Annotated in this window: 21 protein-coding genes; 18 read left to right on the plus strand and 3 right to left on the minus strand. The window is 50.0% G+C overall.

Features of this window, described 5'->3' with window-relative positions; translation table 11 throughout:
* Positions 1-86: 86 nt before the first annotated feature.
* The 14 genes from hisS (at position 87) to DWY89_RS07265 (ending at position 15096) form a co-directional block, all read left to right on the plus strand.
* Entirely contained in the window at positions 87-1349 is a 1263-nt protein-coding gene (gene hisS / locus DWY89_RS07200) for a histidine--tRNA ligase (RefSeq protein ID WP_118524530.1), read from the plus strand.
* A gap of 53 nt (positions 1350-1402) precedes the next feature.
* Positions 1403-3211: an aspartate--tRNA ligase gene (aspS, locus tag DWY89_RS07205; protein WP_118524531.1), complete on the plus strand. Its 1809-nt coding sequence runs from the start codon at positions 1403-1405 to the stop codon at positions 3209-3211.
* A gap of 358 nt (positions 3212-3569) precedes the next feature.
* A complete protein-coding gene (locus DWY89_RS07210; protein ID WP_118524532.1) occupies positions 3570-4247 on the plus strand; it encodes a response regulator transcription factor in 678 nt (225 codons plus the stop codon).
* Entirely contained in the window at positions 4244-6001 is a 1758-nt protein-coding gene (locus DWY89_RS07215) for a HAMP domain-containing sensor histidine kinase (RefSeq protein ID WP_118524533.1), read from the plus strand. Before DWY89_RS07210 ends, DWY89_RS07215 begins: the two co-directional genes overlap by 4 nt.
* Positions 6002-6385: 384 nt before the next feature.
* Positions 6386-7105 carry a C40 family peptidase gene (locus tag DWY89_RS07220; RefSeq protein ID WP_118524534.1) on the plus strand — a complete coding sequence of 240 codons (720 nt, stop codon included), beginning with the start codon at positions 6386-6388 and terminating at the stop codon, positions 7103-7105.
* A gap of 264 nt (positions 7106-7369) precedes the next feature.
* Positions 7370-7570, plus strand: coding sequence for a hypothetical protein (locus tag DWY89_RS07225; RefSeq protein WP_022359331.1), 201 nt, complete (start codon positions 7370-7372; stop codon positions 7568-7570).
* A 343-nt stretch (positions 7571-7913) separates the two neighbouring features.
* Positions 7914-8225 carry a rhodanese-like domain-containing protein gene (locus DWY89_RS07230; RefSeq protein WP_022359332.1) on the plus strand — a complete coding sequence of 104 codons (312 nt, stop codon included), beginning with the start codon at positions 7914-7916 and terminating at the stop codon, positions 8223-8225.
* A gap of 141 nt (positions 8226-8366) precedes the next feature.
* Entirely contained in the window at positions 8367-9533 is a 1167-nt protein-coding gene (locus tag DWY89_RS07235) for a class I SAM-dependent RNA methyltransferase (RefSeq protein ID WP_118524535.1), read from the plus strand.
* Positions 9523-11238 carry a lectin like domain-containing protein gene (locus DWY89_RS07240; protein WP_118524536.1) on the plus strand — a complete coding sequence of 572 codons (1716 nt, stop codon included), beginning with the start codon at positions 9523-9525 and terminating at the stop codon, positions 11236-11238. The genes DWY89_RS07235 and DWY89_RS07240 overlap by 11 nt, the downstream gene beginning before the upstream one ends.
* A 109-nt stretch (positions 11239-11347) precedes the next feature.
* Positions 11348-11947 carry an RdgB/HAM1 family non-canonical purine NTP pyrophosphatase gene (gene rdgB, locus DWY89_RS07245; protein ID WP_117796170.1) on the plus strand — a complete coding sequence of 200 codons (600 nt, stop codon included), beginning with the start codon at positions 11348-11350 and terminating at the stop codon, positions 11945-11947.
* Positions 11947-12444 (plus strand): metallophosphoesterase, encoded by a 498-nt coding sequence (locus DWY89_RS07250; RefSeq protein WP_107000502.1) that lies wholly within the window; start codon positions 11947-11949, stop codon positions 12442-12444. Before rdgB ends, DWY89_RS07250 begins: the two co-directional genes overlap by 1 nt.
* Before the next feature lie 134 nt (positions 12445-12578).
* Positions 12579-13208 carry a DUF3877 family protein gene (locus tag DWY89_RS07255; protein ID WP_182427961.1) on the plus strand — a complete coding sequence of 210 codons (630 nt, stop codon included), beginning with the start codon at positions 12579-12581 and terminating at the stop codon, positions 13206-13208.
* 16 nt (positions 13209-13224) lie between these two features.
* On the plus strand, positions 13225-14085 hold the full coding sequence (locus DWY89_RS07260; RefSeq protein ID WP_118524538.1) for an SseB family protein: 861 nt from the start codon (positions 13225-13227) through the stop codon (positions 14083-14085).
* A gap of 15 nt (positions 14086-14100) precedes the next feature.
* Positions 14101-15096: an aldo/keto reductase gene (locus DWY89_RS07265; protein ID WP_118524539.1), complete on the plus strand. Its 996-nt coding sequence runs from the start codon at positions 14101-14103 to the stop codon at positions 15094-15096.
* A 69-nt stretch (positions 15097-15165) separates the two neighbouring features.
* Here DWY89_RS07265 and DWY89_RS07270 read toward each other — a convergent pair whose 3' ends face one another.
* Together DWY89_RS07270 and DWY89_RS07275 are read right to left on the minus strand one after the other, a co-directional pair.
* Positions 15166-15510, minus strand: a complete 345-nt coding sequence (locus tag DWY89_RS07270; protein WP_182434526.1) for a NusG domain II-containing protein — start codon at positions 15508-15510, stop codon at positions 15166-15168.
* Positions 15491-16516 (minus strand): FAD:protein FMN transferase, encoded by a 1026-nt coding sequence (locus DWY89_RS07275; RefSeq protein WP_118524541.1) that lies wholly within the window; start codon positions 16514-16516, stop codon positions 15491-15493. The genes DWY89_RS07270 and DWY89_RS07275 overlap by 20 nt, the downstream gene beginning before the upstream one ends.
* A gap of 287 nt (positions 16517-16803) precedes the next feature.
* Here DWY89_RS07275 and DWY89_RS07280 point away from each other — a divergent pair, with 287 nt between their 5' ends.
* The 3 genes from DWY89_RS07280 to DWY89_RS07290 all read left to right on the plus strand — a co-directional run bounded on the left by DWY89_RS07280 (position 16804) and on the right by DWY89_RS07290 (position 20021).
* On the plus strand, positions 16804-17337 hold the full coding sequence (locus DWY89_RS07280; RefSeq protein WP_118491593.1) for a Gx transporter family protein: 534 nt from the start codon (positions 16804-16806) through the stop codon (positions 17335-17337).
* Positions 17338-17650: 313 nt separating this feature from the next.
* Positions 17651-19156, plus strand: a complete 1506-nt coding sequence (gene galT / locus DWY89_RS07285) for a UDP-glucose--hexose-1-phosphate uridylyltransferase (protein WP_118491591.1) — start codon at positions 17651-17653, stop codon at positions 19154-19156.
* Between the two features lie 10 nt (positions 19157-19166).
* Positions 19167-20021: a RelA/SpoT domain-containing protein gene (locus DWY89_RS07290; protein ID WP_333491433.1), complete on the plus strand. Its 855-nt coding sequence runs from the start codon at positions 19167-19169 to the stop codon at positions 20019-20021.
* Between the two features lie 105 nt (positions 20022-20126).
* Here the strand turns inward: DWY89_RS07290 and DWY89_RS07295 are convergent, their stop codons facing one another.
* Entirely contained in the window at positions 20127-21149 is a 1023-nt protein-coding gene (locus DWY89_RS07295) for a PTS sugar transporter subunit IIC (protein ID WP_118524542.1), read from the minus strand.
* A gap of 236 nt (positions 21150-21385) precedes the next feature.
* Here DWY89_RS07295 and DWY89_RS07300 point away from each other — a divergent pair, with 236 nt between their 5' ends.
* Entirely contained in the window at positions 21386-21856 is a 471-nt protein-coding gene (locus DWY89_RS07300) for a hypothetical protein (RefSeq protein ID WP_118524543.1), read from the plus strand.
* The last annotated feature ends 128 nt before the right edge of the window (positions 21857-21984 follow it).

Below are 21984 nucleotides of genomic sequence, written 5' to 3' on the forward strand. Positions count from 1 at the left end.
TAAAAATCCAGTTTCCAGCATGGAAAAGTGAAGTTTTCTTTGCGCGGGAAATATGGTCGCAGAAAGACATAGAAGGAGTTTGACACATGGCTTTAAAGAAAAAACCAGTTACAGGCATGAAGGATATTCTTCCGGGCGAGATGGAGATCCGGGATTATGTGCTGAATATCATCAAAGATACCTACCGCGGATACGGCTTCTCGGCGATCGAGACTCCGTGCGTGGAGCACATTGAGAACCTGACCAGCAAGCAGGGCGGCGACAATGAGAAGCTGATCTTCAAGATTTTAAAGAGAGGCGAGAAGCTGAACGTCGAGGCAGCACAGACAGAGGCAGATGTTGTAGACGGTGGTCTCCGCTATGACTTAACTCTGCCGCTCAGCCGTTATTATGCAAACAATTCTGCTAATTTATCAGCGCCGTTCAAGGCGCTGCAGGTCGGAAGCGTATGGCGTGCCGATCGTCCGCAGAAGGGGCGTTTCCGTCAGTTTGTACAGTGTGATATCGATATTTTAGGTGATGCGACAAACCTGGCTGAGATCGAGGAGATTCTGGCGCTTACCAAGGCGCTGAAGCGCATCTGCCCGGACAAGGCATACACTGTCCGCGTCAATGACCGTGCGATCTTAAAGGGCATGGCAGATTACAGCGGATTCCCGGAAAATGAGACCGATAAGGTATTTATCATTCTCGATAAGATGGATAAGATCGGTCTGGACGGTGTCCGCGAAGAGCTGCTTGCAGAAGGTTATGCGCCAGAGGCGGTTGAGAAATACACAGGACTTCTGGCAGAGATTCAGAACGATGCGGCAGGCGTCCGCACGCTGGGCGAGAAGCTCTCCGGCGTGATGGATCCGGCAAAGGCAGAGAATCTGGCAACGATCATGGAGACAGTTAAAGCGGTTGCAGACATCGAATTCGGTCTTGAATTTGACCCGACGCTGGTGCGCGGCATGGGCTACTATACCGGAACGATTTTTGAGGTTTCCATGGAAGGCTTCGGCGGCTCCGTTGCAGGCGGCGGACGTTACGACAAGCTGATCGGCAAATTTACCGGCGTCGATACACCGGCGTGCGGATTTTCCATCGGTTTTGAGCGTATCATCACGATCCTGATGGATTCCGGTTTCAAAGTACCGGAGGCAGCCGGCAAGAAAGCATTCCTGTATGAGAAAGGTTTAAGCGGCGAGCAGTTCCGTGCCGTCTTAAAGAAAGCACAGGAAGAGCGCGCTAACGGCACCCGCGTGGCAGTCGCACAGATGAACAAGAACAAGAAATTCCAGAAGGAGCAGCTGGCGAAGGACGGCTACGAGGAGATCGTGGAATTTTACAAAGACAGTTTGAAGTGATTCAGTTTTTGAATTTTTCAGATAAAACTATAATAAACGGAGGAAATACTATCATGGCAGAATCTATGGCAGGACTGAAACGTTCCCATCGCTGTACCGAGCTGGGAACTGCCAATATCGGTGAGAAAGTAACCGTTATGGGCTGGGTTCAGAAGAGCAGAAATAAAGGCGGCATTATTTTCGTGGATCTGCGGGATCGTTCCGGTATCCTGCAGCTGATCTTCGAGGAAGCTGACTGCGGCGCTGAGAGCTTTGCAAAGGCAGAAAAGCTGAGAAGCGAGTTCGTTATCGCTGTAACCGGACGCGTAGAGGCACGTTCCGGTGCAGTAAATGAAAACTTAAAGACAGGTGCGATTGAGATCCGCGCGGATTACCTCCGCATTCTGGCAGAGTCTGAGACACCGCCGTTCCCGATCGAGGAGAACTCCAAGACCAAAGAGGATCTTCGCCTGAAATACCGTTACCTGGATCTGAGACGTCCGGATATCCAGAGAAACCTGATGACAAGAAGCCGCGTGGCTATCCTGACCCGTGCATTCTTAGCAGAGGAAGGCTTCCTTGAGATTGAGACTCCGACTCTGATTAAAAGTACTCCGGAGGGCGCGAGAGACTACCTGGTACCGAGCCGTGTACATCCGGGCAGCTTCTATGCACTGCCGCAGTCTCCGCAGCTGTTAAAACAGCTTCTGATGTGTTCTGGATATGACCGCTACTTCCAGCTGGCACGCTGCTATCGTGACGAGGACTTAAGAGCCGATCGTCAGCCTGAGTTTACCCAGATCGATATGGAGCTTTCCTTCGTTGACGTTGAGGACGTTCTGGATGTCAATGAGCGTCTGTTAAAGAAGCTCTTCAAGGAGATCTGCAATTACGATCTGCAGCTTCCGATCCAGCGTATGACCTGGCGCGAGGCAATGGATCGTTTCGGTTCAGATAAGCCGGATCTGCGTTTCGGCATGGAGCTGAAAAACGTATCGGATGTAGTAAAAGACTGCGAGTTTGTTGTATTTAAGAGTGCACTGGAAAATGGCGGCTCTGTCCGCGGTATCAACGCAGAAGGACAGGGCGCTATGCCGAGAAAGAAGATAGATGCGCTGGTTGAGTACGCAAAAGGCTTTGGTGCAAAAGGTCTTGCATATCTGGCAATCCATGAGGACGGTACCTACAAGTGCTCCTTCTCCAAGTTCATGAAGCCGGAAGAGCTGGATGCACTGGTGGCTGCTATGGGCGGTAAGCCGGGCGATCTGCTTCTGTTCGCAGCTGACAAGGATAAAGTTGTATTTGATGTACTTGGAAACTTACGTCTGGAGATCGCTAGACAGCTTGACCTCTTAAAGAAGGATGATTTCAAGTTCCTGTGGGTAACCGAGTTCCCGCTGCTTGAATATTCAGAGGAAGAGGATCGCTACGTAGCTATGCACCATCCATTTACCATGCCGATGGAAGAGGATCTTCCGCTGATCGATACCGATCCGGGCAAGGTACGTGCAAAAGCATACGATATCGTCCTGAACGGTACCGAGATGGGCGGCGGTTCTGTCCGTATCCATCAGGCAGACATCCAGGAGAAGATGTTTGAGGTTCTTGGATTCACGAAGGAGAAAGCACAGGAGCAGTTCGGCTTCCTGTTAGACGCATTCAAATACGGAGTACCGCCGCACGCTGGTCTGGCTTACGGTATGGACCGTATGGTTATGCTGATGGTCGGCGCAGACAGCATCCGCGACGTCATCGCATTCCCGAAGGTAAAAGATGCTTCCTGCCTGATGATGGAAGCACCGTCTCAGGTTGATCCGAAACAGCTTGAAGATCTTTCCATTGGTGTGGTCGAGAACAATGAAGCGGAGAAGACCGAAGAATAAAATATAAGATATGGAACAGCCTGGAAAGACTGTGAAATAGAAAGCAAACAGGGCTGGATGAGAAATGCAGAGAAATACTGGATTTTGTCGGACAGTCCTGTTTTGCGTGTGAGATGAAAAAGTTCCATTTGTCTTTGGCAACTGAATATATAAATTGCTTGCATTGGGGAGCCCAGGAGGATGGAAAAGGACTCTCTTTTCTATATGTGGTAGAAACTATGAATCTTTTGTGAACCTATGGAATCTCCCACCCGAATCTGCTAAAATACAGACAGATTGAGAATGTAATCAGGATATGACAGCGTGGAAAGAGGTTCTGTCATACACGGCAGAGTAAAATAAATGAGGTGAAGATTTTATGGATAAGATTAAAATACTGATCGTGGACGATGAGGCGAGGATGCGGAAGCTGGTGAAGGACTTCCTTTCGATTAAAGGGTATCAGGTGCTGGAAGCCGGGGACGGCGAGGAGGCGGTGGATCTGTTTTTCCAGCAGAAGGACATTGCGCTGATTCTTCTGGATGTGATGATGCCGAAGATGGACGGCTGGGAGGTTGTGAAGACGATCCGCAAGTATTCGCAGGTGCCGATCATCATGCTGACGGCGAGAGGCGAGGAGAGCGACGAGCTGCAGGGCTTTAATCTGGGCGTGGATGAGTATATTTCCAAACCGTTCAGTCCGAAGATCCTGGTCGCACGTGTGGAGGCGATCCTGCGCCGCAGCAACGGCGGCAGCCAGGATGTGATCGATGTGGGCGGCATCCACATTGATAAGACGGCACATCAGGTCAGCGTGGATGGAAAACCGGTGGATTTAAGCTACAAAGAATTTGAGCTGATGACGTATTTTGCAGAGAATCAGGGAATTGCGCTTTCGAGAGAAAAAATTCTGAATAATGTATGGAATTATGATTATTTCGGCGATGCGCGGACGATCGATACGCATGTGAAGAAGCTTCGGAGTAAGCTGGGCGAGAAAGGCGAGTACATCAAGACGATCTGGGGCATGGGCTACAAATTTGAGGTAAGCGAATGAAACGTTCGGTCCGATGGAAATTTACAATCATATTTGCCGGGTTGATGACGGTTGCAATCGCGCTTATCTGGTGTATCAATAACTGGTTTCTGTCCGGATATTACCAGAATTATAAGATTCATACGCTGGAAAAGGGATATCGGGCGATTGACGCGATTATCCAGGATGAGGTCCGGAATGGCGAGAGTTCGCTGGAGGACGCACAGGCGGAGCTGAATTCGGGCTGGAAAGAGTACCAGAAATCGAAAGATGGAAGTTCTGATATGGACAGTGCGGATGGAGGTTCGGCTCAGTCTGGTAAAAATGGAACTGGTGATAGGGCTGGCGCTGAGACACAGGATGCGCTGGGTGAATATGCGGAAGGTGACACGGTGGTGCTGGAGGATGACTCGGAGGATGCATCGGCGGATGCACTGGATGGGGAGGAAGCTTCGAGCGGCGGTGTCCGGCTGGCAAATGTGATCCGCGAGCTGCGTGACCGATCGAATATTTCCCTGCTTTTATATGACAGCGAGAGTGACCAGACACTCGTCTCCTCGGCGCGGGATGTGGAAGTCATGCGTGAGCGGGTGCGGCGCTATATCGTCGGTCATGCGGGGGCGAAGCGGGATGTATTGCGGGAATATGACAACTACATGATTCAGAAGACGTTTGACCCGCTCAGCAAGACGTTTTATCTGGAAAGCTGGGGATTTTTCTCGGATAATGCGACCATTTTCATCATGACGATGCCGATGGAGAGCATCCATGAGAGCGCGGCTATCTCAAACCGGTTTCTGATGTTTGTTGGAATCGTGGTAATTCTGGCGGGAAGTATTCTGATTTATTTTATTACCCGGCACATTACGATGCCGATCAAACGGCTGTCGGAGCTGTCGGAAAAGATGTCGAACCTGGATTTTGATGCCCGCTATGAGACAAGCCGCCGCTCGACGGAGGAAATTGATACGCTTGGAAACAGCATGAATGTGCTTTCGGAGCGCCTCAAGACAACGATCGGGGAACTGAAAGAGGCGAATGCACAGCTTAAAAAGGATATTGACGAGAAAGTGCAGATCGATGAGATGCGTAAGGAGTTCATTGCGAATGTGTCGCATGAGTTAAAGACGCCGATCGCGCTGATTCAGGGCTATGCGGAAGGACTCGTCGAGGGCATGGCGGAGGACAAGGAGAACCGCGATTATTACTGCGGCGTTATCATGGACGAGGCTGGGAAAATGAATCGGATGGTGCGTCAGCTTCTGACCTTGACGGCGCTGGAATTTGGGGGAGAACGGCTGTCTGTGGAGCGGTTTGACCTGACGGAGCTGATTGCCAGTGTGATTTCTTCTTCCGGTGTGCTGCTTAAGCAGAATGAGCTGACTGTGGATTTTGACGGGAAGGAACCGGTCTACGTCATGGGCGATGAATTTAAAATAGAGGAAGTCATCACCAATTATCTGACGAACGCGATTCATCATGTGGGCGGCGGGGAGAAGAAGATTCAGATCCGGATTGACCACCGGCGCGATGGAAAAGAGGTCTGCGTGGAAGTGTTTAACACGGGAAATCCGATCCCGGACGAAGCGCTTCCGAACCTCTGGACGAAGTTTTACAAGGTAGATAAAGCGAGAACGCGGGAATATGGCGGCAGCGGCATCGGGCTTTCGATCGTCAAGGCGATCATGGAGATGCACCATAAGGCGTGCGGTGTGAAGAACCATGAGAACGGTGTGGAGTTCTGGTTTACGCTGGACACGGCTAGTGAAAAATGAAAATAAAATTTTGCCAGAGACAGAATCTTAGAATTATGAAATATGTTTCAGAATCGTGATTTGCATTATATATGAGATGATATAAAAAACACTTGAAAATACAGGGCATTTCGGCAGCCTGGGGCAAAAATATTTTGTCCCAATATGGTTGAAATTCCCTGTATTTTTGCGCTTTTTTGTCGGAAATTAAAATCTTAAATAAATATAAAAGATCCGTCATTTCCTTGACAACGAAAAGAAAAGAAAATATAATAACAATGTAATAAGATTTAATAATTATGTAACATTTCGAACGATAGATAACACCACAGCGATTGGGACTCGATTCTTTTGTTTCAGCAATATCTGCGGGAATCACAAAATCTAATTAAGGAGTTTTGAAGCATGAATTTAAATAGAACAAAGAAACTTTTCAGTATGGTATGCGTGTGCTCAATGCTGACCATTGGCAGCGCGCAGGCAGCTTTTGCGGGGCCGTCTACAGGTTATGAAAGCGACATGGTGGCAACCGTGGCAGCAGACCTTTCGATCTATGCGGATGAGGATGAAAACTCAGAAGTAGTAGCGATGGCTGAAAAGGGCGAGTCCTATGACGTAGTTGGAAAGGCAGATGACAGCTGGATCAAGGTAGCGGCCGGTGAGATGGAAGGCTATTTGAAGGTTCAGAGTAGCGTTATGCTCAGCAAGGCAGAGGAAGCAGCTGCAGTCGCAGATGCATTTGTCGCAGAGCAGAGCAATCTCTCGACCAGAGAGCAGTTAGTCAATTATGCACTGCAGTTTGTAGGTGGACGTTATAAATTTGGCGGCAGCGACCCGCACACAGGTGTTGACTGTTCTGGTTTTACGAAATATGTGATGCAGCACGGTGCCGGTGTGAGCCTGAACCGTTCTTCAGCTTCCCAGTCCAAGCAGGGTACAGCAATCAGCGCTGACCAGATGCAGCCGGGCGACCTGATTTTCTACGGAAGCGGAAGAGGTATCAACCATGTAGCGATGTATATCGGCGACGGCAAAGTGGTACATGCTTCAACTGAAAGGACCGGCATCAAGACTTCCCCATGGAACTACCGCACACCGGTTAAGATTGTGAACGTGCTGGGTTAAGAATGAATTTACGAAACATCTGCATGGAACCTTTTTATGAAAAAAGGGTTGGATGCAGATGTTTTTTGATTTCATAGGAAATTGCGTCCTATGAAACAAAAAATTATTTCTGGCATAAAAAGTAAGAATTACCCTGCATACTTTCGCAGTAAAATTCCATACTAAGACCTGTAACAAGAAAGTGACGGTTAAGCGGCTGTTCACAGGAAGCCGGAACCGACACGTAGAAAACCTGACAGGGCAGGAATTTAGGAGGAATGACTTATGTCAAGCAAAAACAGTTACAGCAACTATGATAACAGTGCCGAGAAAAACAGCAGCAAAAATGCATCCGAGAACAGCTCTAATTATGGTTCCAACCAGAGCCAGAACCGCATGCAGAACCAGAGCCAGAACCGTTCCAGGAATAGCTCTAAAAACCAGTATCAGGACAAGACAGAGGATGATTACAGCGATTGTGACTGATGAGACAGGCAGATAAGAGAAAAAATAGTGAATGCCGGGAATGCGGAATATCCGCCGTTTCCCGGCATTTGTTCGTTTCATAGGAAATTACGTCCTATGAAACAAAAAACGCTCCGCTAGGATGTGCACTTGCGCAAAGCAGAAACATGTCGCAAGCGACCGCGCGAGACACCCGGATGTGTCAAGGCACAGTCTTTTGTACTTTCGTGCCAATGGAAGAGGCTGCCGCATCTCCTCCGACACCTGTCCGCCGGACAAAGCATATATTAATATTACATAGAGTTAAAAAAGAAATCGGGTTCTGTCAGAAACCGTTTTTGTATAAAATGAGGAGGGATGACGGATGTATCAGACCATACCGGTGCGGTATCTGGACGCGTGGCTGGAGCAAGGGTACACGGGACGGCTGATTGACCTTCGGACGCCGGAAGAATATAATGTGTCTCACCTCTGCGAGGCGGAAAATATTCCATTTTTATGGCTTCAGGATAACCGGCAGACACTTACAGGTGAACGTCCGCTTCTGTTTTACTGTGCGCGGGGGAGTGAAAGCCTTCTGGTGTGCGGCTGGTATGACCGGATGGGATATGAGGTTTATAATCTGGGCGGCGGTTACCGCTTTTATCAGGGGAAGTATCAGTGCAGCCTGAGATAGACACTTTTGCCGCGGCTTTTCATTGACAGATGCAGACCAGTCAACTAGAATAAAAATGGTGAAGACTGTAATGAAAATAAAAGGATTCTTTGCATGAAATGATTTGGCAATGAATCCACAGAGAGATAAGAGGAAAAAAGATTGGAACGATATGAACTGATTGCTCCCTGCCATTTTGGACTGGAAGCAGTGTTGAAAAAAGAAGTAGTGGATCTGGGCTATGAGGTTACCGAGGTGGAAAATGGCCGCGTAACCTTTATCGGCGATGCGGAGGCGATCTGCCGTGCGAATATTTTTCTGCGGACGGCGGAGCGCGTCCTTTTAAAAGTGGGAAGCTTCAAGGCAGTGACCTTTGACGAGCTGTTTGAGGCAACCCGTGCGATTCCGTGGGAGAAATATCTTCCGAAGGACGGTAAATGCTGGGTTAAAAAGGCGTCGTCTATTTCGAGTAAGCTGTTCAGCCCGTCAGATATCCAGAGAATTATGAAAAAGGCGATTGCCCGTCATATGCAGGAATATTACGATCTGGACCGGATGCCGGAGACGGGCAATGAATATCCGCTGCGCGTCTTTTTCTATAAGGATCAGGTGACAGTCGGTATCGATACGAGCGGCGAGTCGCTGCACAAGCGCGGTTATCGTCAGATGACGAGTAAGGCGCCGATCACGGAAACACTGGCAGCGGCGCTGATTCTTTTGACTCCGTGGAAAGCGGACCGGATTCTGGTCGATCCGTTCTGCGGAAGCGGTACTTTCCCAATCGAGGCGGCGATGATCGCGGCAAATATGGCACCGGGCATGAACCGTTCCTTCCTGTCGGAGAGCTGGACAAACCTGATTCCGAAGAAATGCTGGTACGACGCGATCGATGAAGCGACCGAGATGGTGGATGATACCGTAAAGGTAGACATTCAGGGCTACGATATTGACGGAGAGGTAATCAAGGCGGCGCGGGAAAATGCGGAGAGAGCCGGAGTGGATCACATGATTCATTTCCAGGAGCGCCCGGTGGCGCAGCTGAGCCATCCGAAGAAATATGGCTTTATTATCACAAACCCGCCTTACGGCGAGCGTATCGAGGAGAAAAAGAACCTTCCAGCGCTCTATAAGACGATCGGTGAACGGTTTAAGGCGCTGGATTCCTGGTCGATGTACCTGATTACCGCGTATGAGGGCGCAGAGCGCTATATTGGCAGGAAAGCGGACAAGAACCGGAAAATCTACAATGGTATGATGAAGACGTATTATTATCAGTTTATGGGTCCGAAGCCGCCGAGAAGAAAAACGGGGGATCAGGTTGAAGCGTAATGTTTTTTATGGGGCGCTTCTGGTGCTTCTGCTGGGATTTCTGGTACGCGAGAACCGTCTGATTCATATTCCGAAGCAGGTGGAAAAGACGGAGGAGAACGCCGAGTGGCAGCCGGAGTGGTATGAGCAGATGGCCGAGGAGATTAATGACAGCCCGATCACGCTGGAAGTCGATGGAACAATGGTCGATCCGCAGCTTGGAAGCCTCCGAATGTCGCAGGACGGGCAGTTTATGATACCGTATGGGATGCTGCCGGAGGCGCTTTCCTGTGCGGCGCTTCTCTACGATGGAAACCGGCTTGTGATGGAGCGCGGCAATACTCATGCGGAGATGACGGTCGGAAGCCCGGAACTTTTGCTTGGGGAGGAGAGCCAGACGATTGCAGCACCCCCAGAGTGGGAAAATGGAATCCTGTATGTGCCGCTTGAGGCGGTGACGGAGGTATTTTCCTATGAAGAAAATTGGGATGCAGAGAACCGGAAAATGGAACTGACCGGGTCAGAGGATCCAGCCACGTTTTTGCCGGAATCCTATGATTACCGGAAGGCTGGCCGGGCACCGGCGGTTAAAAACCAGGGGAGTCTCGGAACGTGCTGGGCGTTTGCATCGGTGATGGCGCTGGAAAGTCGTGTCCGGCCGGAGTGGAATGTCAGCTTTTCGGAGGATCATATGTCCCTCCGGAACAGCTTCCATTTTTCACAGAATGCCGGGGGCGAGTATACGATGTCGATGGCGTATCTGCTGGCGTGGCAGGGACCGGTGCTGGAAGAACAGGATCCATACGGCGACGGCTATTCGCCTGACGGTTTAAGCCCTGCTTGTCATGTGCAGGAGATACAGGTGTTGCCGGAGAAGGATTATGAGGCGGTTAAACGGGCGGTTTATCTGTACGGAGGCGTTCAGAGCTCCCTGTATACGGCGATGGTCAGTGACCGCGACGACACGTATTATTACCGGAAAGAGACAGGGGCGTACTGGTATAATGGCGATGAGAAGCCCAATCATGACGTTGTGATCATCGGCTGGGATGACCACTATTCGAGAGACAATTTTAACCAGCCGCCGGAGGGGGATGGCGCGTTTATCTGCGCCAACAGCTGGGGCGGCGAATTTGGGGACGATGGGTATTTTTACGTATCCTACTATGATACAAATATTGGGATCCACAACATTCTCTATTCCGGAATCGAGTCGGCAGATAATTACGACCACATTTACCAGGCAGATCTGTGCGGCTGGGTCGGGCAGCTCGGTTACGGAAAAGAATCGGCATTTTTTGCCAATATTTATACGGCAGAGGAGAAAGAAGAGCTGGAGGCAGTCGGCTTCTATGCAACCGGGGAAAATACATCGTATCAGGTATATACCGTGACGGACGCCGAGGGCAGCTCCCAGTTCGGGCGGCGCAGAAAGGTGGCTTCCGGGGAGGTTGCGAACGCCGGATATTATACGGTTTTGCTGGATAAGACGGTGACGCTGGAGGCAGGCGAACGGTTTGCCGTGATTGTCGAGATCACGACGCCGGGAGCGATTCATCCGGTGGCGATCGAGTACAGTTCGCCGGATAAGGGACTGACGGTCGATTTAAGCGACGGTGAAGGCTATATCAGTTACCGCGGTTCCTCCTGGGAGCGCGTGGAGACGGAGCAAAACTGCAATGTGTGTTTGAAAGCGTATACGAGGAATGTGGATTCCTGGAATTGATTGCTGATACGGATGTGAAAGTATGGCGGAAGCTGTTTTTGAAGAACGGTGATTCGGAATGTCGGGATATGAAAAGCCGTGCTGTTTGAGGATAAAGGAGCGAGGAAAAGTGAGCGAGAAAATTATATTTGCGACGGGAAATGCGGGAAAGCTGAAAGAGATCCGTGAGATTTTAAAGGATTTAAACCGTGAGATTGTTACGATGCGCGAGGCTGGATTTGAAGGCGAGATCGAGGAAAATGGAACCACCTTCCGCGAGAATGCAGAGATCAAGGCGAAGGCAGTCTGGGAGAAGACGGGCGGCATTGTGCTGGCAGATGATTCTGGACTGGTGATAGATTATTTAAACGGCGAGCCGGGCGTTTATTCAGCGCGGTATTTAGGGGACACACCGTATGAGGAAAAGAACCGGATTTTGATTGAGCGCGTGAAGGATGCAAAAGGAAAAGAGCGGAGCGCCCGTTTTATGTGCAATATCGCGGCAGTGCTGCCGGATGGCAGAGTGCTTCACACAGAAGCGGCGATGGAGGGCGAGATTGCAAAGGAAGCGGCTGGAAACGGCGGATTTGGATATGATCCGATTCTCTGGCTGCCGGAGTACGGCAAAACGTCAGCAGAGCTCACGATGGAGGAGAAAAACCGTATCAGCCACCGGGGCAAGGCGCTGGAGCGGATGAAGGATGCGCTGAAGGAGGCGCTTGGCGAGTGATGAAAAAAATATTAATTACAAGCGACACCCACCGTCGGGATGGTAATCTGCTGGAAGTCATCCAGAATGAAGCACCGTTTGACATGTTCATTCATCTGGGTGACGCCGAGGGAAGTGAGGACATGATTACGTCGTGGTGTAAGGAGCAGAACCCGGACTGCGAGGTCTATATGGTGCTGGGAAATAATGATTTTTTCTCCCATCTGGACCGCGAGAAGGAGATTTCGATTGGAAAATACCGCGCATTTCTGACCCACGGTCATTTTTATAGCGTATCGGTTGGGACGGAGCGCCTGATCGATGAGGCACAGGATCGCGGCGTGCAGATTGCGATGTTTGGACATACCCACAAGCCGTATCTGGAGCGGCGCGGGGATCTGACTGTGTTGAATCCGGGCAGTCTTTCATTTCCGCGCCAGGAGGGCAGACGCCCGAGCTACATGCTCATGGATCTGGATGACGAGGGCGAGGCGCATTTTACGACCTGCTATTTGTAGAGGTCTGTTACTGGGCACATATGCGTGTCACTGTTCACGTATACGTGCCCAGTAACTATGCGTGAACAGAAACCGAAAAAGCAAATATCCGCATATTGACGCATTTTCGGTAAATTGTTATAATGAGAGAGATTGTGAAAAAGGTACTTATCAATGATTCAATCGACCCAATAAAGATGCCGGGGACGGAGGTTTCGTTTCCGAGGCAGGAGTATGACATGAAACTGGAAGCTTTAATTCAAAATATGACGGATCAGATCAAAGAGGCGCAGCTAAAACTTGGTTATGCCAGGGAGACGATGCGCCTTTATTATCCGCTTTCTTCCCTAAATGCGATGCTGGAGATGCAGGAGACGGATATCCGGGAGCTGGCGAAGAAGATACGGCATGAGCTGGAGGCGAAGAAGGAGAAAATGGGAGATACCCAGATTCGGATCCACGCCGATCGGATCGTCTTTACGATCCCGCCGGATTTTGTAGAGTATGTCCATGAGCAGGTGCCGGAACCGCCGTTTTTAAAGGAGCTGATCCAGTTGTTTCGGGAAAAGCACGCCTGCACAAAGGAAGAGATTACCGCTGTGTTTGAAAAATTCGGCGCGTATGAGTGCCGGCAGATGCCGGACGGCATGGATTTTGATTATGTCATTTATTTTACAGACAGCAGCATCGATGCATATGATTACTGCATCCGTGAGGAGATGGGGCACACGATTTACCACCGATTTGCACGGGCTGATTTTGAGGCATTGATGACGATTCAATAAAAAGGAGATTAGACGGATGGAAAACGAGACAAAGCAGACAAATACGAATGAACAGGAGCCGGATATCTTCGCACAGAAGTTAAGAGAGGCAGATTCCTTATATGCCATTCTTTCCGGATGTACGAAAGAGCCGTATGTATACTGTGATCCGGAAACAATGGATGATGCCATCCTGCTGTTTACGGACGAAGAGGGCGCAAAGGCAGGCGCACAGAAGCTGGCAGAGCAGCAGATTCCGGTAGGAATCGCGAAGGTAGACAGAAAGAGCCTTCTGCTTTTCTATACCAGCCTTTACACGATGGGTGTCAATGCTATCCAGGTACACGTGGGCGAGGAGCAGAAGATGATTCAGCTGACCGAGTTTGTAAGACGCAAAGACCCGGAGGAGAGCAAGAATGGAAAAGTCTGGGTGGAGAACCCGGAGCTGCACCTGACGATGCTTTACTATATGCAGGATCTGCGCCGTCAGCCAAATCAGGAGATTACGCCGGAATTAAACGATTTACAGGAGGAGATCGGCGCGCACTTCACGAAGGGCCGCTATATCGTGCCGCTTCCAGAGGAAGGAAATGGCATTCCGCTGGTTAAATTAAAGAGCGGAGATATTTTCCAGCCGATCTTTACGGATGTGATCGAGTTCCAGCGTTTCAACCGTGAGAAGAAATTCCGCCCGGTTGTCGTAGATGCGATCAAGCTGGCTCAGGTACTCCCGGAGGAGGCAAAGGGCATCGTTCTCAATCCGCTGGGCGTTAATATGCCGCTGACCGTACAGAAAGTAAAGAAGCAGCCGGAAGCACCGGTCCAGAAGCCGGTATCCGTAGAGGCACAGATCGACGCAGCTATCCGCGAGGTTCAGGCAGAGGCTGGACGGGAGTAGGAAAGGAAAGAGTATATGTATCAGGCAGCAGGCACAAGATATGATGGAATGACCTACAACCGCTGCGGCAGCAGCGGACTCAGACTCCCGGCAGTTTCGCTGGGATTCTGGCATAATTTTGGCAGCACCGGCGTCTATGAGACAATGCGGAAGCTGTGTTTTACCGCCTTTGACAATGGCGTCACGCACTTTGACCTTGCCAACAATTATGGACCGGAGCCGGGAAGTGCGGAGGAAAATCTGGGACGGATTGTAAAGGAAAATTTCATGTCATATCGAGACGAGCTGATCATCAGCACGAAAGCCGGATACGAGATGTGGAACGGCCCTTATGGAAACTGGGGCAGCCGCAAATACCTGCTCGCAAGCCTCGATCAGAGCCTTACACGCATGGGACTTCCGTATGTAGACATTTTCTACCATCACCGGATGGATCCGGAGACGCCGCTTGAGGAGACGATGGGAGCACTCGATCAGGCAGTTAAGAGCGGAAAAGCTCTCTATGCAGGACTTTCCAACTACAATGGACAAAAAATGCAGGAAGCCGCTGCGATCCTGCGCGATCTGAAATGCCCGTTCGTCATCAATCAGAACCGCTACAGCATCTTTGACCGCACGATCGAAAACAACGGCTTAAAAGAAGCCGCTGTCAAAGAAAAGAAAGGTCTGATTGCATTCAGCCCGCTTGCACAGGGAACCTTAACCGACCGTTATCTGTACGGCATCCCAGCCGACAGCCGCGTCATGACCGACGGCAGATTTCTCAAAAAAGACCAGCTCACCGAAGAAAAAATCAGCCAGATCCGCGCCCTCAACGAGATGGCTGGACAGAGAGGCGAAAAACTCTCCCAGATGGCGCTCAAATGGGTCATGAAGGATCCTGTGGTAACCAGCGTTCTCATCGGTGCGTCCAAACCGGAGCAGATATTAGATAATCTGAAAATGTTGGATGGGGCACCGTTGAGTGAGGAAGAGCTGCTTAAAATCGATCAAATTTGTGGAATAAAATAAACAGAAAACGCCCAGCGGCGCAATTATGCGTACCCGCTGGGCGTTTCCGTCCGTGTTGGCAAACCATATCTATTTAACCGCCACAACCACCCTATTCGGCAGGCAAACCAGCGATTCCCCACTCTCTGAAACAGTTCCCTGCTTCACACAGAGCTTGTCCGGGCAGTCTGCCTCTTCGATCCGGGCACATCCATCTTGAATCACCAGATGATTTTGTCCCCCCTGATACCCGTCGATCCAGGTGTCTATCTCCTCATCCAGCCGGTAGGTGGCGACGGTTGTTCCATTGACACTGACATCGACGGTAAAAGCATCCTTCTGGCGCTGCAAGCGCACAACCAGAAAACTGATGAGTATGACGGCTAGAAGAACCAGAATCAAAACAAAATCATTTCTATTTTTCTTTGATTTCATCAATAAATGCCTCCGCTCCATCCGAGTAAATCAGTTCATAATCATCCGTGATAAAATAAGCATAAATGCCATCCATCGAATTGATGAGTTCCAGGCCCTTATCCAGTCCCATCGAGAAACAGGTCGTGCTGAGTACATCGCCGTCCACCGAACGCGGGGAGACGATCGTCACGGAAACCAGTCCGTTCTGGTACGGATAGCCTGTTTTCGGGTTTAACAGGTGATGGTAATTGACACCGTTTTTCTCAAAATGGCGCTCATAGACGCCGGAGGAGACAACGGACATGTTATCAATATTCAGATCGGCAAAGACCGTTGCATAGTCGGCAAACGGTTTCTGCAGCCCGATGCGGAACGGCTGGTGGTTTGTGCGCTCACCGACACAGAGTACGTTGCCGCCCAGGTTGATGATGGCGCTTTCGACGCCGGATTCGGTCAGATAGTCTTTCATGCGGTCGGCAATGTAGCCCTTGGCGATGGAGCCGAGGTCAATCGTCGTGTCCGGGGAGAGGAAGGTTAAAGTATTTCCGTCAAGTTTCACATTTTTCCAGTTGACGCGTTCTGCCGCCGCTGTTATGTCATCCTCCGCCGGGATCACGTGCTCGTCGCTGGTAAAATTCCAGAGAGAACTGAGCGGTTCGATCGTCAGGTCGTAGGCACCATGGGAAACCTCACTGTAATGCAGTCCTTCAGAAATCATCGCCGCCATATCGTCGGAGACGGTAAAAGTCGTCTCGTCGGCACTGCGGTGGTTTAACTTGTAAAGCTCGCTGCCCTCGATCGTCTTGCTGAAACGGTTTTCGTACTCCTGGCACATGTCCACACAGTGGTCAAGGATCGCTTCATCCTGCGAATCATAGAGTGTGATGTTGACAAATGTATTCAGCAGAAACGCGGAACGGCTGATCGGCTCCCGGCGGGATTTGCTGAAAAGAAGCGCCGCGCCGCAGCCAAAAAATACGACGGCAAGAAGTGTCAGAAGCGCGGATAAATCCTTTTTTTTCATAAAGAGCTCCATTCTTAAAAATATCGAAAATTCGGTTTGAAACTATGTTTGCAAAAATGTCTGCAACTACTCTAACAAAGGTTGATAGGAAAGTCAAGATTACGGCCCAGAAACTAAACGCATCGGCAGCCAGAACGTTACTGTACACGTATGCGTGAACAGTAACGCCAGAACTGTATCGTACGGAATTTTTAGTTCAGAAAATTCCTATCTGTGAACCGTTACGCGCTTTACAAAACTAAAAATTTTTACTAATATATTCATAGAGGTATACAGAGGAGGAAGAAATGCAGAAAAAAGGACGAGCAGGCACATCCAGAGCCGGAAAAATCGCTTTATATGGAATGATGACAGCGCTGGCATTTCTGCTGAGCTATGTCGAGACCCTGATACCGCTCAACCTGGGCGTTCCGGGGGTCAAGCTGGGACTGGCGAATCTGGCGTCGATCGTGAGCCTGTATCTGCTGGGAGCCGGTGCGGCAGCGGCGATTGCATTGGTGCGTATCGTGCTGGTAGGATTTACGTTTGGAAACCTGTCGATGATGCTGTATAGTCTGGCAGGTGCTGCGGTCAGCCTTCTTCTGATGGTGGTGTTCCGTCGGTTGGACTGGTTCGGCGTGACCGGTGTCAGCATCCTGGGTGGTGCGGGACACAACATCGGGCAGCTTATCGTGGCGGCGCTGGTGGTGGAAAATGCGAGTCTGTTCTACTATCTTCCGGTGCTTCTGGCAGCCGGAACGGCAGCGGGGGCGCTGATTGGGCTTCTCGGAGGAATCCTGGTAAACCGCTTAAAATGTCTGGATTTGACAAAATTTATGTAAATGGAAGCCACAAGAGTAAGAGAATGTACAGTGACTGTTCATATGCAGGCATTTTTGGAACCGAAAATGCCATGAGATAAGGTGGCGCAGTGGTAGATGGGCAGATAAAGTGTTACTGTTCACAGGTAGGCACTTTTGGAACCGAAAGTGCCGTAAGAAAACGTGGTGGCAGCAGGAATTTGCCGTATTTAAATGCGAAGCCACGGCAAATTCCGTTACTGGGCACGTATGCGTGAACAGTAACGATAAAGTTATAATGATAAAAGGATAAGAATGAAACAGCAAGGTTGTTTTTCAGTCAGGAGGATAGGGTATGGCAGTATATGAAGCAATCAGAAATTTAGTACAGTACGGAGTCAATACGGGGCTTCTTCAGGAGTCGGATCGCATTTACGCGACGAACCAGATTCTCGAGGTTCTGGGACTGGATGAATATGAAGAACCACAGGGCGCATGCAGGGAGATTTCACTGGAAGAGACGTTGGATGCCCTGCTTGATTATGCACATGAGACGGGCGTTTTGAAGGAGGACGGCGTGGTGTACCGCGATCTGTTCGACACGAAGCTGATGAACTGCCTGATGCCGCGCCCGAGCGAGGTGATTGGACATTTCTGGAAATTGTATGAGGAATCGCCGGAGGCGGCAACCAATTATTATTACAAATTGAGCCAGGATTCCAATTACATCCGCCGTTACCGTGTTTCCAAGGATATGAAATGGAAAACGGATACAAAATACGGGGAGCTGGACATCACGGTTAATTTATCCAAGCCGGAGAAAGATCCGAAGGCAATCGCGGCAGCCAAACTGGCAAAGCAGAGCGGTTATCCGAAATGCCTCTTATGCAAGGAAAATGAAGGCTATGCCGGACGTGTCAACCATCCGGCGCGCAATAACCACCGCATTATCCCGATCACGGTCAATGACAGCCAGTGGGGTTTCCAGTATTCGCCGTATGTGTATTACAATGAGCACTGTATCGTGTTCAACGGTGTGCACACACCGATGAAGATCGAACGGGCAACGTTTGTCAAATTGTTTGATTTTGTGAAATTGTTCCCGCACTATTTCCTGGGGTCCAATGCGGATCTGCCGATCGTCGGCGGTTCGATTTTAAGTCACGACCATTTCCAGGGCGGACATTACACGTTTGCGATGGCAAAAGCGCCGATTGAACAGAAATTTGAGATGGAAGGCTTCGAGGATGTGGAAGCCGGAATCGTTAAATGGCCGATGTCAGTTCTGCGGACCCGTTCCAAGAATCCGGACCGCCTGATTGATCTGGGTGAAAAGGTGTTGCGTGCATGGCGCAGCTATACGGATGAGGATGCTTTTATTTATGCTGAGACGGACGGAGAACCGCACAACACGATCACGCCGATTGCCAGAAAGAATGGCGATTTCTATGAGCTGGATCTGGTGCTCCGCAATAACATCACGACGGATGAGTATCCGCTTGGTGTTTACCATCCGCACGCGAAGCTGCATCACATCAAGAAAGAAAATATCGGTCTGATCGAGGTCATGGGTCTGGCGGTGCTCCCGTCCAGATTGAAACAGGAGCTTGCCGATCTGGCGGAGGCGATCCTTTCCGGAGGCGATATCCGTTCCAATCCGGAGCTTGAAAAGCATGCGGACTGGGTGGATGAGTTCCTGCCGAAGTATGAGCATATAACAAGTGAAAATATAAACGAAATCCTGCAAAAAGAGGTAGGTCTTGTCTTTGAGCAGGTACTGGAAGACGCGGGCGTATATAAGTGTACGCCGGAAGGCAGGGAGGCATTTGCCCGGTTCCTGCGCTCAGTGGGCTTCCGATAAAGAGGAGATAATGGAGAGAGATTTATTTTTAAGAAAATATCGGATCGAACAGGAAGACTTTGACGCGGCGGGCGTTTCCTGGGAGGAATTGACTGCGATCGCGGATCATTATGCGACGATCGAGGGAAAGCTGCGTGAGATTGGCAAGGATTTTGTAGATAAGTATCTGTATGATATTGAAAAAGCGGGGATCCATTCCTACCGTTACCGTACCAAGGCACCGGGGCATCTTCTGGAGAAGATCATCCGCAAGAAAAAAGAGCAGCCGGAGAAATTTGCCCAGCTGGGAGTTGATAATTACTGGAAATACGTGACGGACCTTATCGGTATCCGTGTATTCTTCCTGTACCGTGAGGATTGGCGTCATTTCCATGAATACATCACATCGGCGTTTGAAAATGCCCCGGAGCAGTATGTAAAAGACCGTGAGCGCGATTTTGACAACGATGAGACACACTGCTACATTGCAGAGCGTCCGAAGGTATACCGCCGAAACGGGGACAGCCGGATCTACGATGAAAATGTGATCGAAATCAAGTCAGGCGGTATCTACCGTTCCCTTCACTACATCATCAAATACCGCGGTTACTACGTCGAGATTCAGGCGAGAACGCTGTTCGAGGAGGGATGGAGTGAGGTTGACCACGACATTGTTTATCCGTACCACAAGGACGACGTGATGCTGCGCGATTTCTCCCGCCTGTTAAACCGGCTCTCCGGCATGGCGGATGAAATGAGCTCGTATTTCCGCCGGATGAAGGTGGAGAAGGAGTTTGAAGAGGTCCTGCTCGGAGAATATAAGGAAGACAAAGAGGCGAAGCTGCTCACAAGTATGCGGGAGCTGCTGGGGAAAGAAGAACGATAAGGAATAGGGAAAAGATAACTGGATCAAAAAACAGGCATTGGAATGCTTGCTATCCACACAGTGGTGGATGAAGAGCATTTCAATGCCTGTTTTATGGAGCTATAATTATAGATCCAGCTTCAAATCGCCGTCCTTGATCCATCCAGCTTTCCGGCAAAGTGCGCCGAAGAACAGGGTCAAAACAGCCGGAAGCACGAAGCAGATGAGCAGGATGCCCGGCCACATCATCGAATTTCCACTTCCCTGCATGGCGGTGTAGATGCCGATCGGTCCGACGAGACCGCAGGTTCCCATGCCGGAACCGGCTGGAATATTTTCCAGATGGAAGACCATCGTGGAGAGCGGACCGGTGACCATCGAGGCGAGTGTCGGTGGAATCCAGATTTTCGGGTTCCGGACGATATTTCCCATCTGGAGCATCGAGGTTCCGAGTCCCTGTGCCAGAAGACCACCCCATTTATTTTCACAGAAGCTTAAAACGGCAAATCCGACCATCTGCGCGCAGCAGCCTGCGGTGGCGGCACCGCCTGCCAGACCGTCGAGGCTTAACATGATGCAGATTGCCGCACTGCTGATCGGAAGCGTCAGGGCGATGCCGATCAGGGCAGAAACCAGAATACCCATGAAAAGCGGCTGCATGACGGTCGCTGTCTTCACCAGATTTCCGAAAGCGGTCATGAATGCGGAGACGCCCGGACCGACAAACTGTGCGGCCAGGATACCGGAGATGATGGTGACGCCTGGGGTGACGAGAATATCAACTGGTGTCTCTTTGGAGACGATTTTTCCAAGCTCGGCTGCGATGATGGTGGCAACGAGCGCGCCGACCGGACCGCCGAGTTCATTGCCCGCGATGCCGACGGTAGCGGCGGAGAAAAGGACGAGCGTCGGTGCCTTTAAGGCGTAGGCAATCGAGACGCCGAGCGCTGCACCGGTCGCACTCTTGGCGTAGCCTGCGATCGTGGTAAAAATTACAACGCCTGTCTTCTCCCCCAGTGTGCCGAAGATGGTACCGATCAGAAGAGAAGCAAACAGACCAAATGCCATCGCGCCCAGCGCATCGATGAGATACGTCTGAACGGAGATGACAACCTGCTTCCGTTTCAGAAAAGCTTTCACACGTTCCATATTGATAGAACCTCCCAGAGTAAAATAATTGTGAACGGAATGAATCGTTTCAGCCATTCCGGTCAAATAAATGGCTTACACCTGTCTTGACAGGTGTAATGGACGTTTGTATTTTAACACGAAATGGAGAAAATACAAGAGAAAATATAGAAAAAAGTAAAAAAGTTATGGTACAATAAAAAATAATTGACGAGGTGTTTTCGAAAAAGTATGTTCGATCCGAGGGGAGGTATTTCATGCAGAGACGAATTTGTCCGATTTGCGACCATCCGATCAAGTATGGTCATTATTGTTCTTTTTGTAAACAGTGGATCCGGAATCCTAACTATGTCAATGCAACTTATTATCTGAATGAGCGCCACCCGGCGCATGAGACGGACTGTGAGTACCACAATGCGGGATCTGCCTCGTGGGAAACGAGTGCAAGGGCAGGCACAGATGCCATCCGCACGCTTGCGGACCGGGCGAAGGCATATTCCCAGACGCAGAAAGCAGCAGGCGCAGGCAGACAGGCATCCGTCCGGACACAGAACCAGAACAGTATGTCGTATCAGACAACGCAGAGACGAAGCGCGGTGCAGCAAGGGAAAAATCAGAAAAAGAAGGGGAAAATGAGCCTTGTGCTGGTGATTTTGCTGATTTTGTTTGCTTTGTCTGGAATTAATTATCTGTATCGTATGTTTATGTATTTTATTTGGTTGCTATAGATTTTGTCTATGGCAAGATATAGAAAATCAATCCAGAAGATAGCTGCCGGAAGTCTGGCGTTCATTGGGGAAATATGGTATACTGAGCAAAAATCATATAGAATACATAGGCAATAGAGGTCCGGGGC

It is taken from the genome of Clostridium sp. AF27-5AA (assembly GCF_003478415.1).
GTDB lineage: Bacteria > Bacillota > Clostridia > Lachnospirales > Lachnospiraceae > Otoolea > Otoolea fessa.

Bases quoted from the DNA above. Each gene is read 5' to 3' on its own strand.
- DWY89_RS07230 (WP_022359332.1), top strand. From the start codon at position 7,914: ATGTATCAGACCATACCGGTGCGGTATCTGGACGCGTGGCTGGAGCAA.
- DWY89_RS07280 (WP_118491593.1), top strand. From the start codon at position 16,804: ATGCAGAAAAAAGGACGAGCAGGCACATCCAGAGCCGGAAAAATCGCT.
- DWY89_RS07250 (WP_107000502.1), top strand. From the start codon at position 11,947: ATGAAAAAAATATTAATTACAAGCGACACCCACCGTCGGGATGGTAAT.
- DWY89_RS07300 (WP_118524543.1), top strand. From the start codon at position 21,386: ATGCAGAGACGAATTTGTCCGATTTGCGACCATCCGATCAAGTATGGT.
- DWY89_RS07210 (WP_118524532.1), top strand. From the start codon at position 3,570: ATGGATAAGATTAAAATACTGATCGTGGACGATGAGGCGAGGATGCGG.
- DWY89_RS07290 (WP_333491433.1), top strand. From the start codon at position 19,167: ATGGAGAGAGATTTATTTTTAAGAAAATATCGGATCGAACAGGAAGAC.
- DWY89_RS07270 (WP_182434526.1), bottom strand. From the start codon at position 15,510: ATGAAATCAAAGAAAAATAGAAATGATTTTGTTTTGATTCTGGTTCTT.
- DWY89_RS07265 (WP_118524539.1), top strand. From the start codon at position 14,101: ATGTATCAGGCAGCAGGCACAAGATATGATGGAATGACCTACAACCGC.
- aspS (WP_118524531.1), top strand. From the start codon at position 1,403: ATGGCAGAATCTATGGCAGGACTGAAACGTTCCCATCGCTGTACCGAG.
- DWY89_RS07220 (WP_118524534.1), top strand. From the start codon at position 6,386: ATGAATTTAAATAGAACAAAGAAACTTTTCAGTATGGTATGCGTGTGC.
- DWY89_RS07225 (WP_022359331.1), top strand. From the start codon at position 7,370: ATGTCAAGCAAAAACAGTTACAGCAACTATGATAACAGTGCCGAGAAA.
- DWY89_RS07215 (WP_118524533.1), top strand. From the start codon at position 4,244: ATGAAACGTTCGGTCCGATGGAAATTTACAATCATATTTGCCGGGTTG.
- galT (WP_118491591.1), top strand. From the start codon at position 17,651: ATGGCAGTATATGAAGCAATCAGAAATTTAGTACAGTACGGAGTCAAT.
- hisS (WP_118524530.1), top strand. From the start codon at position 87: ATGGCTTTAAAGAAAAAACCAGTTACAGGCATGAAGGATATTCTTCCG.
- DWY89_RS07260 (WP_118524538.1), top strand. From the start codon at position 13,225: ATGGAAAACGAGACAAAGCAGACAAATACGAATGAACAGGAGCCGGAT.
- DWY89_RS07295 (WP_118524542.1), bottom strand. From the start codon at position 21,149: ATGGAACGTGTGAAAGCTTTTCTGAAACGGAAGCAGGTTGTCATCTCC.
- DWY89_RS07275 (WP_118524541.1), bottom strand. From the start codon at position 16,516: ATGAAAAAAAAGGATTTATCCGCGCTTCTGACACTTCTTGCCGTCGTA.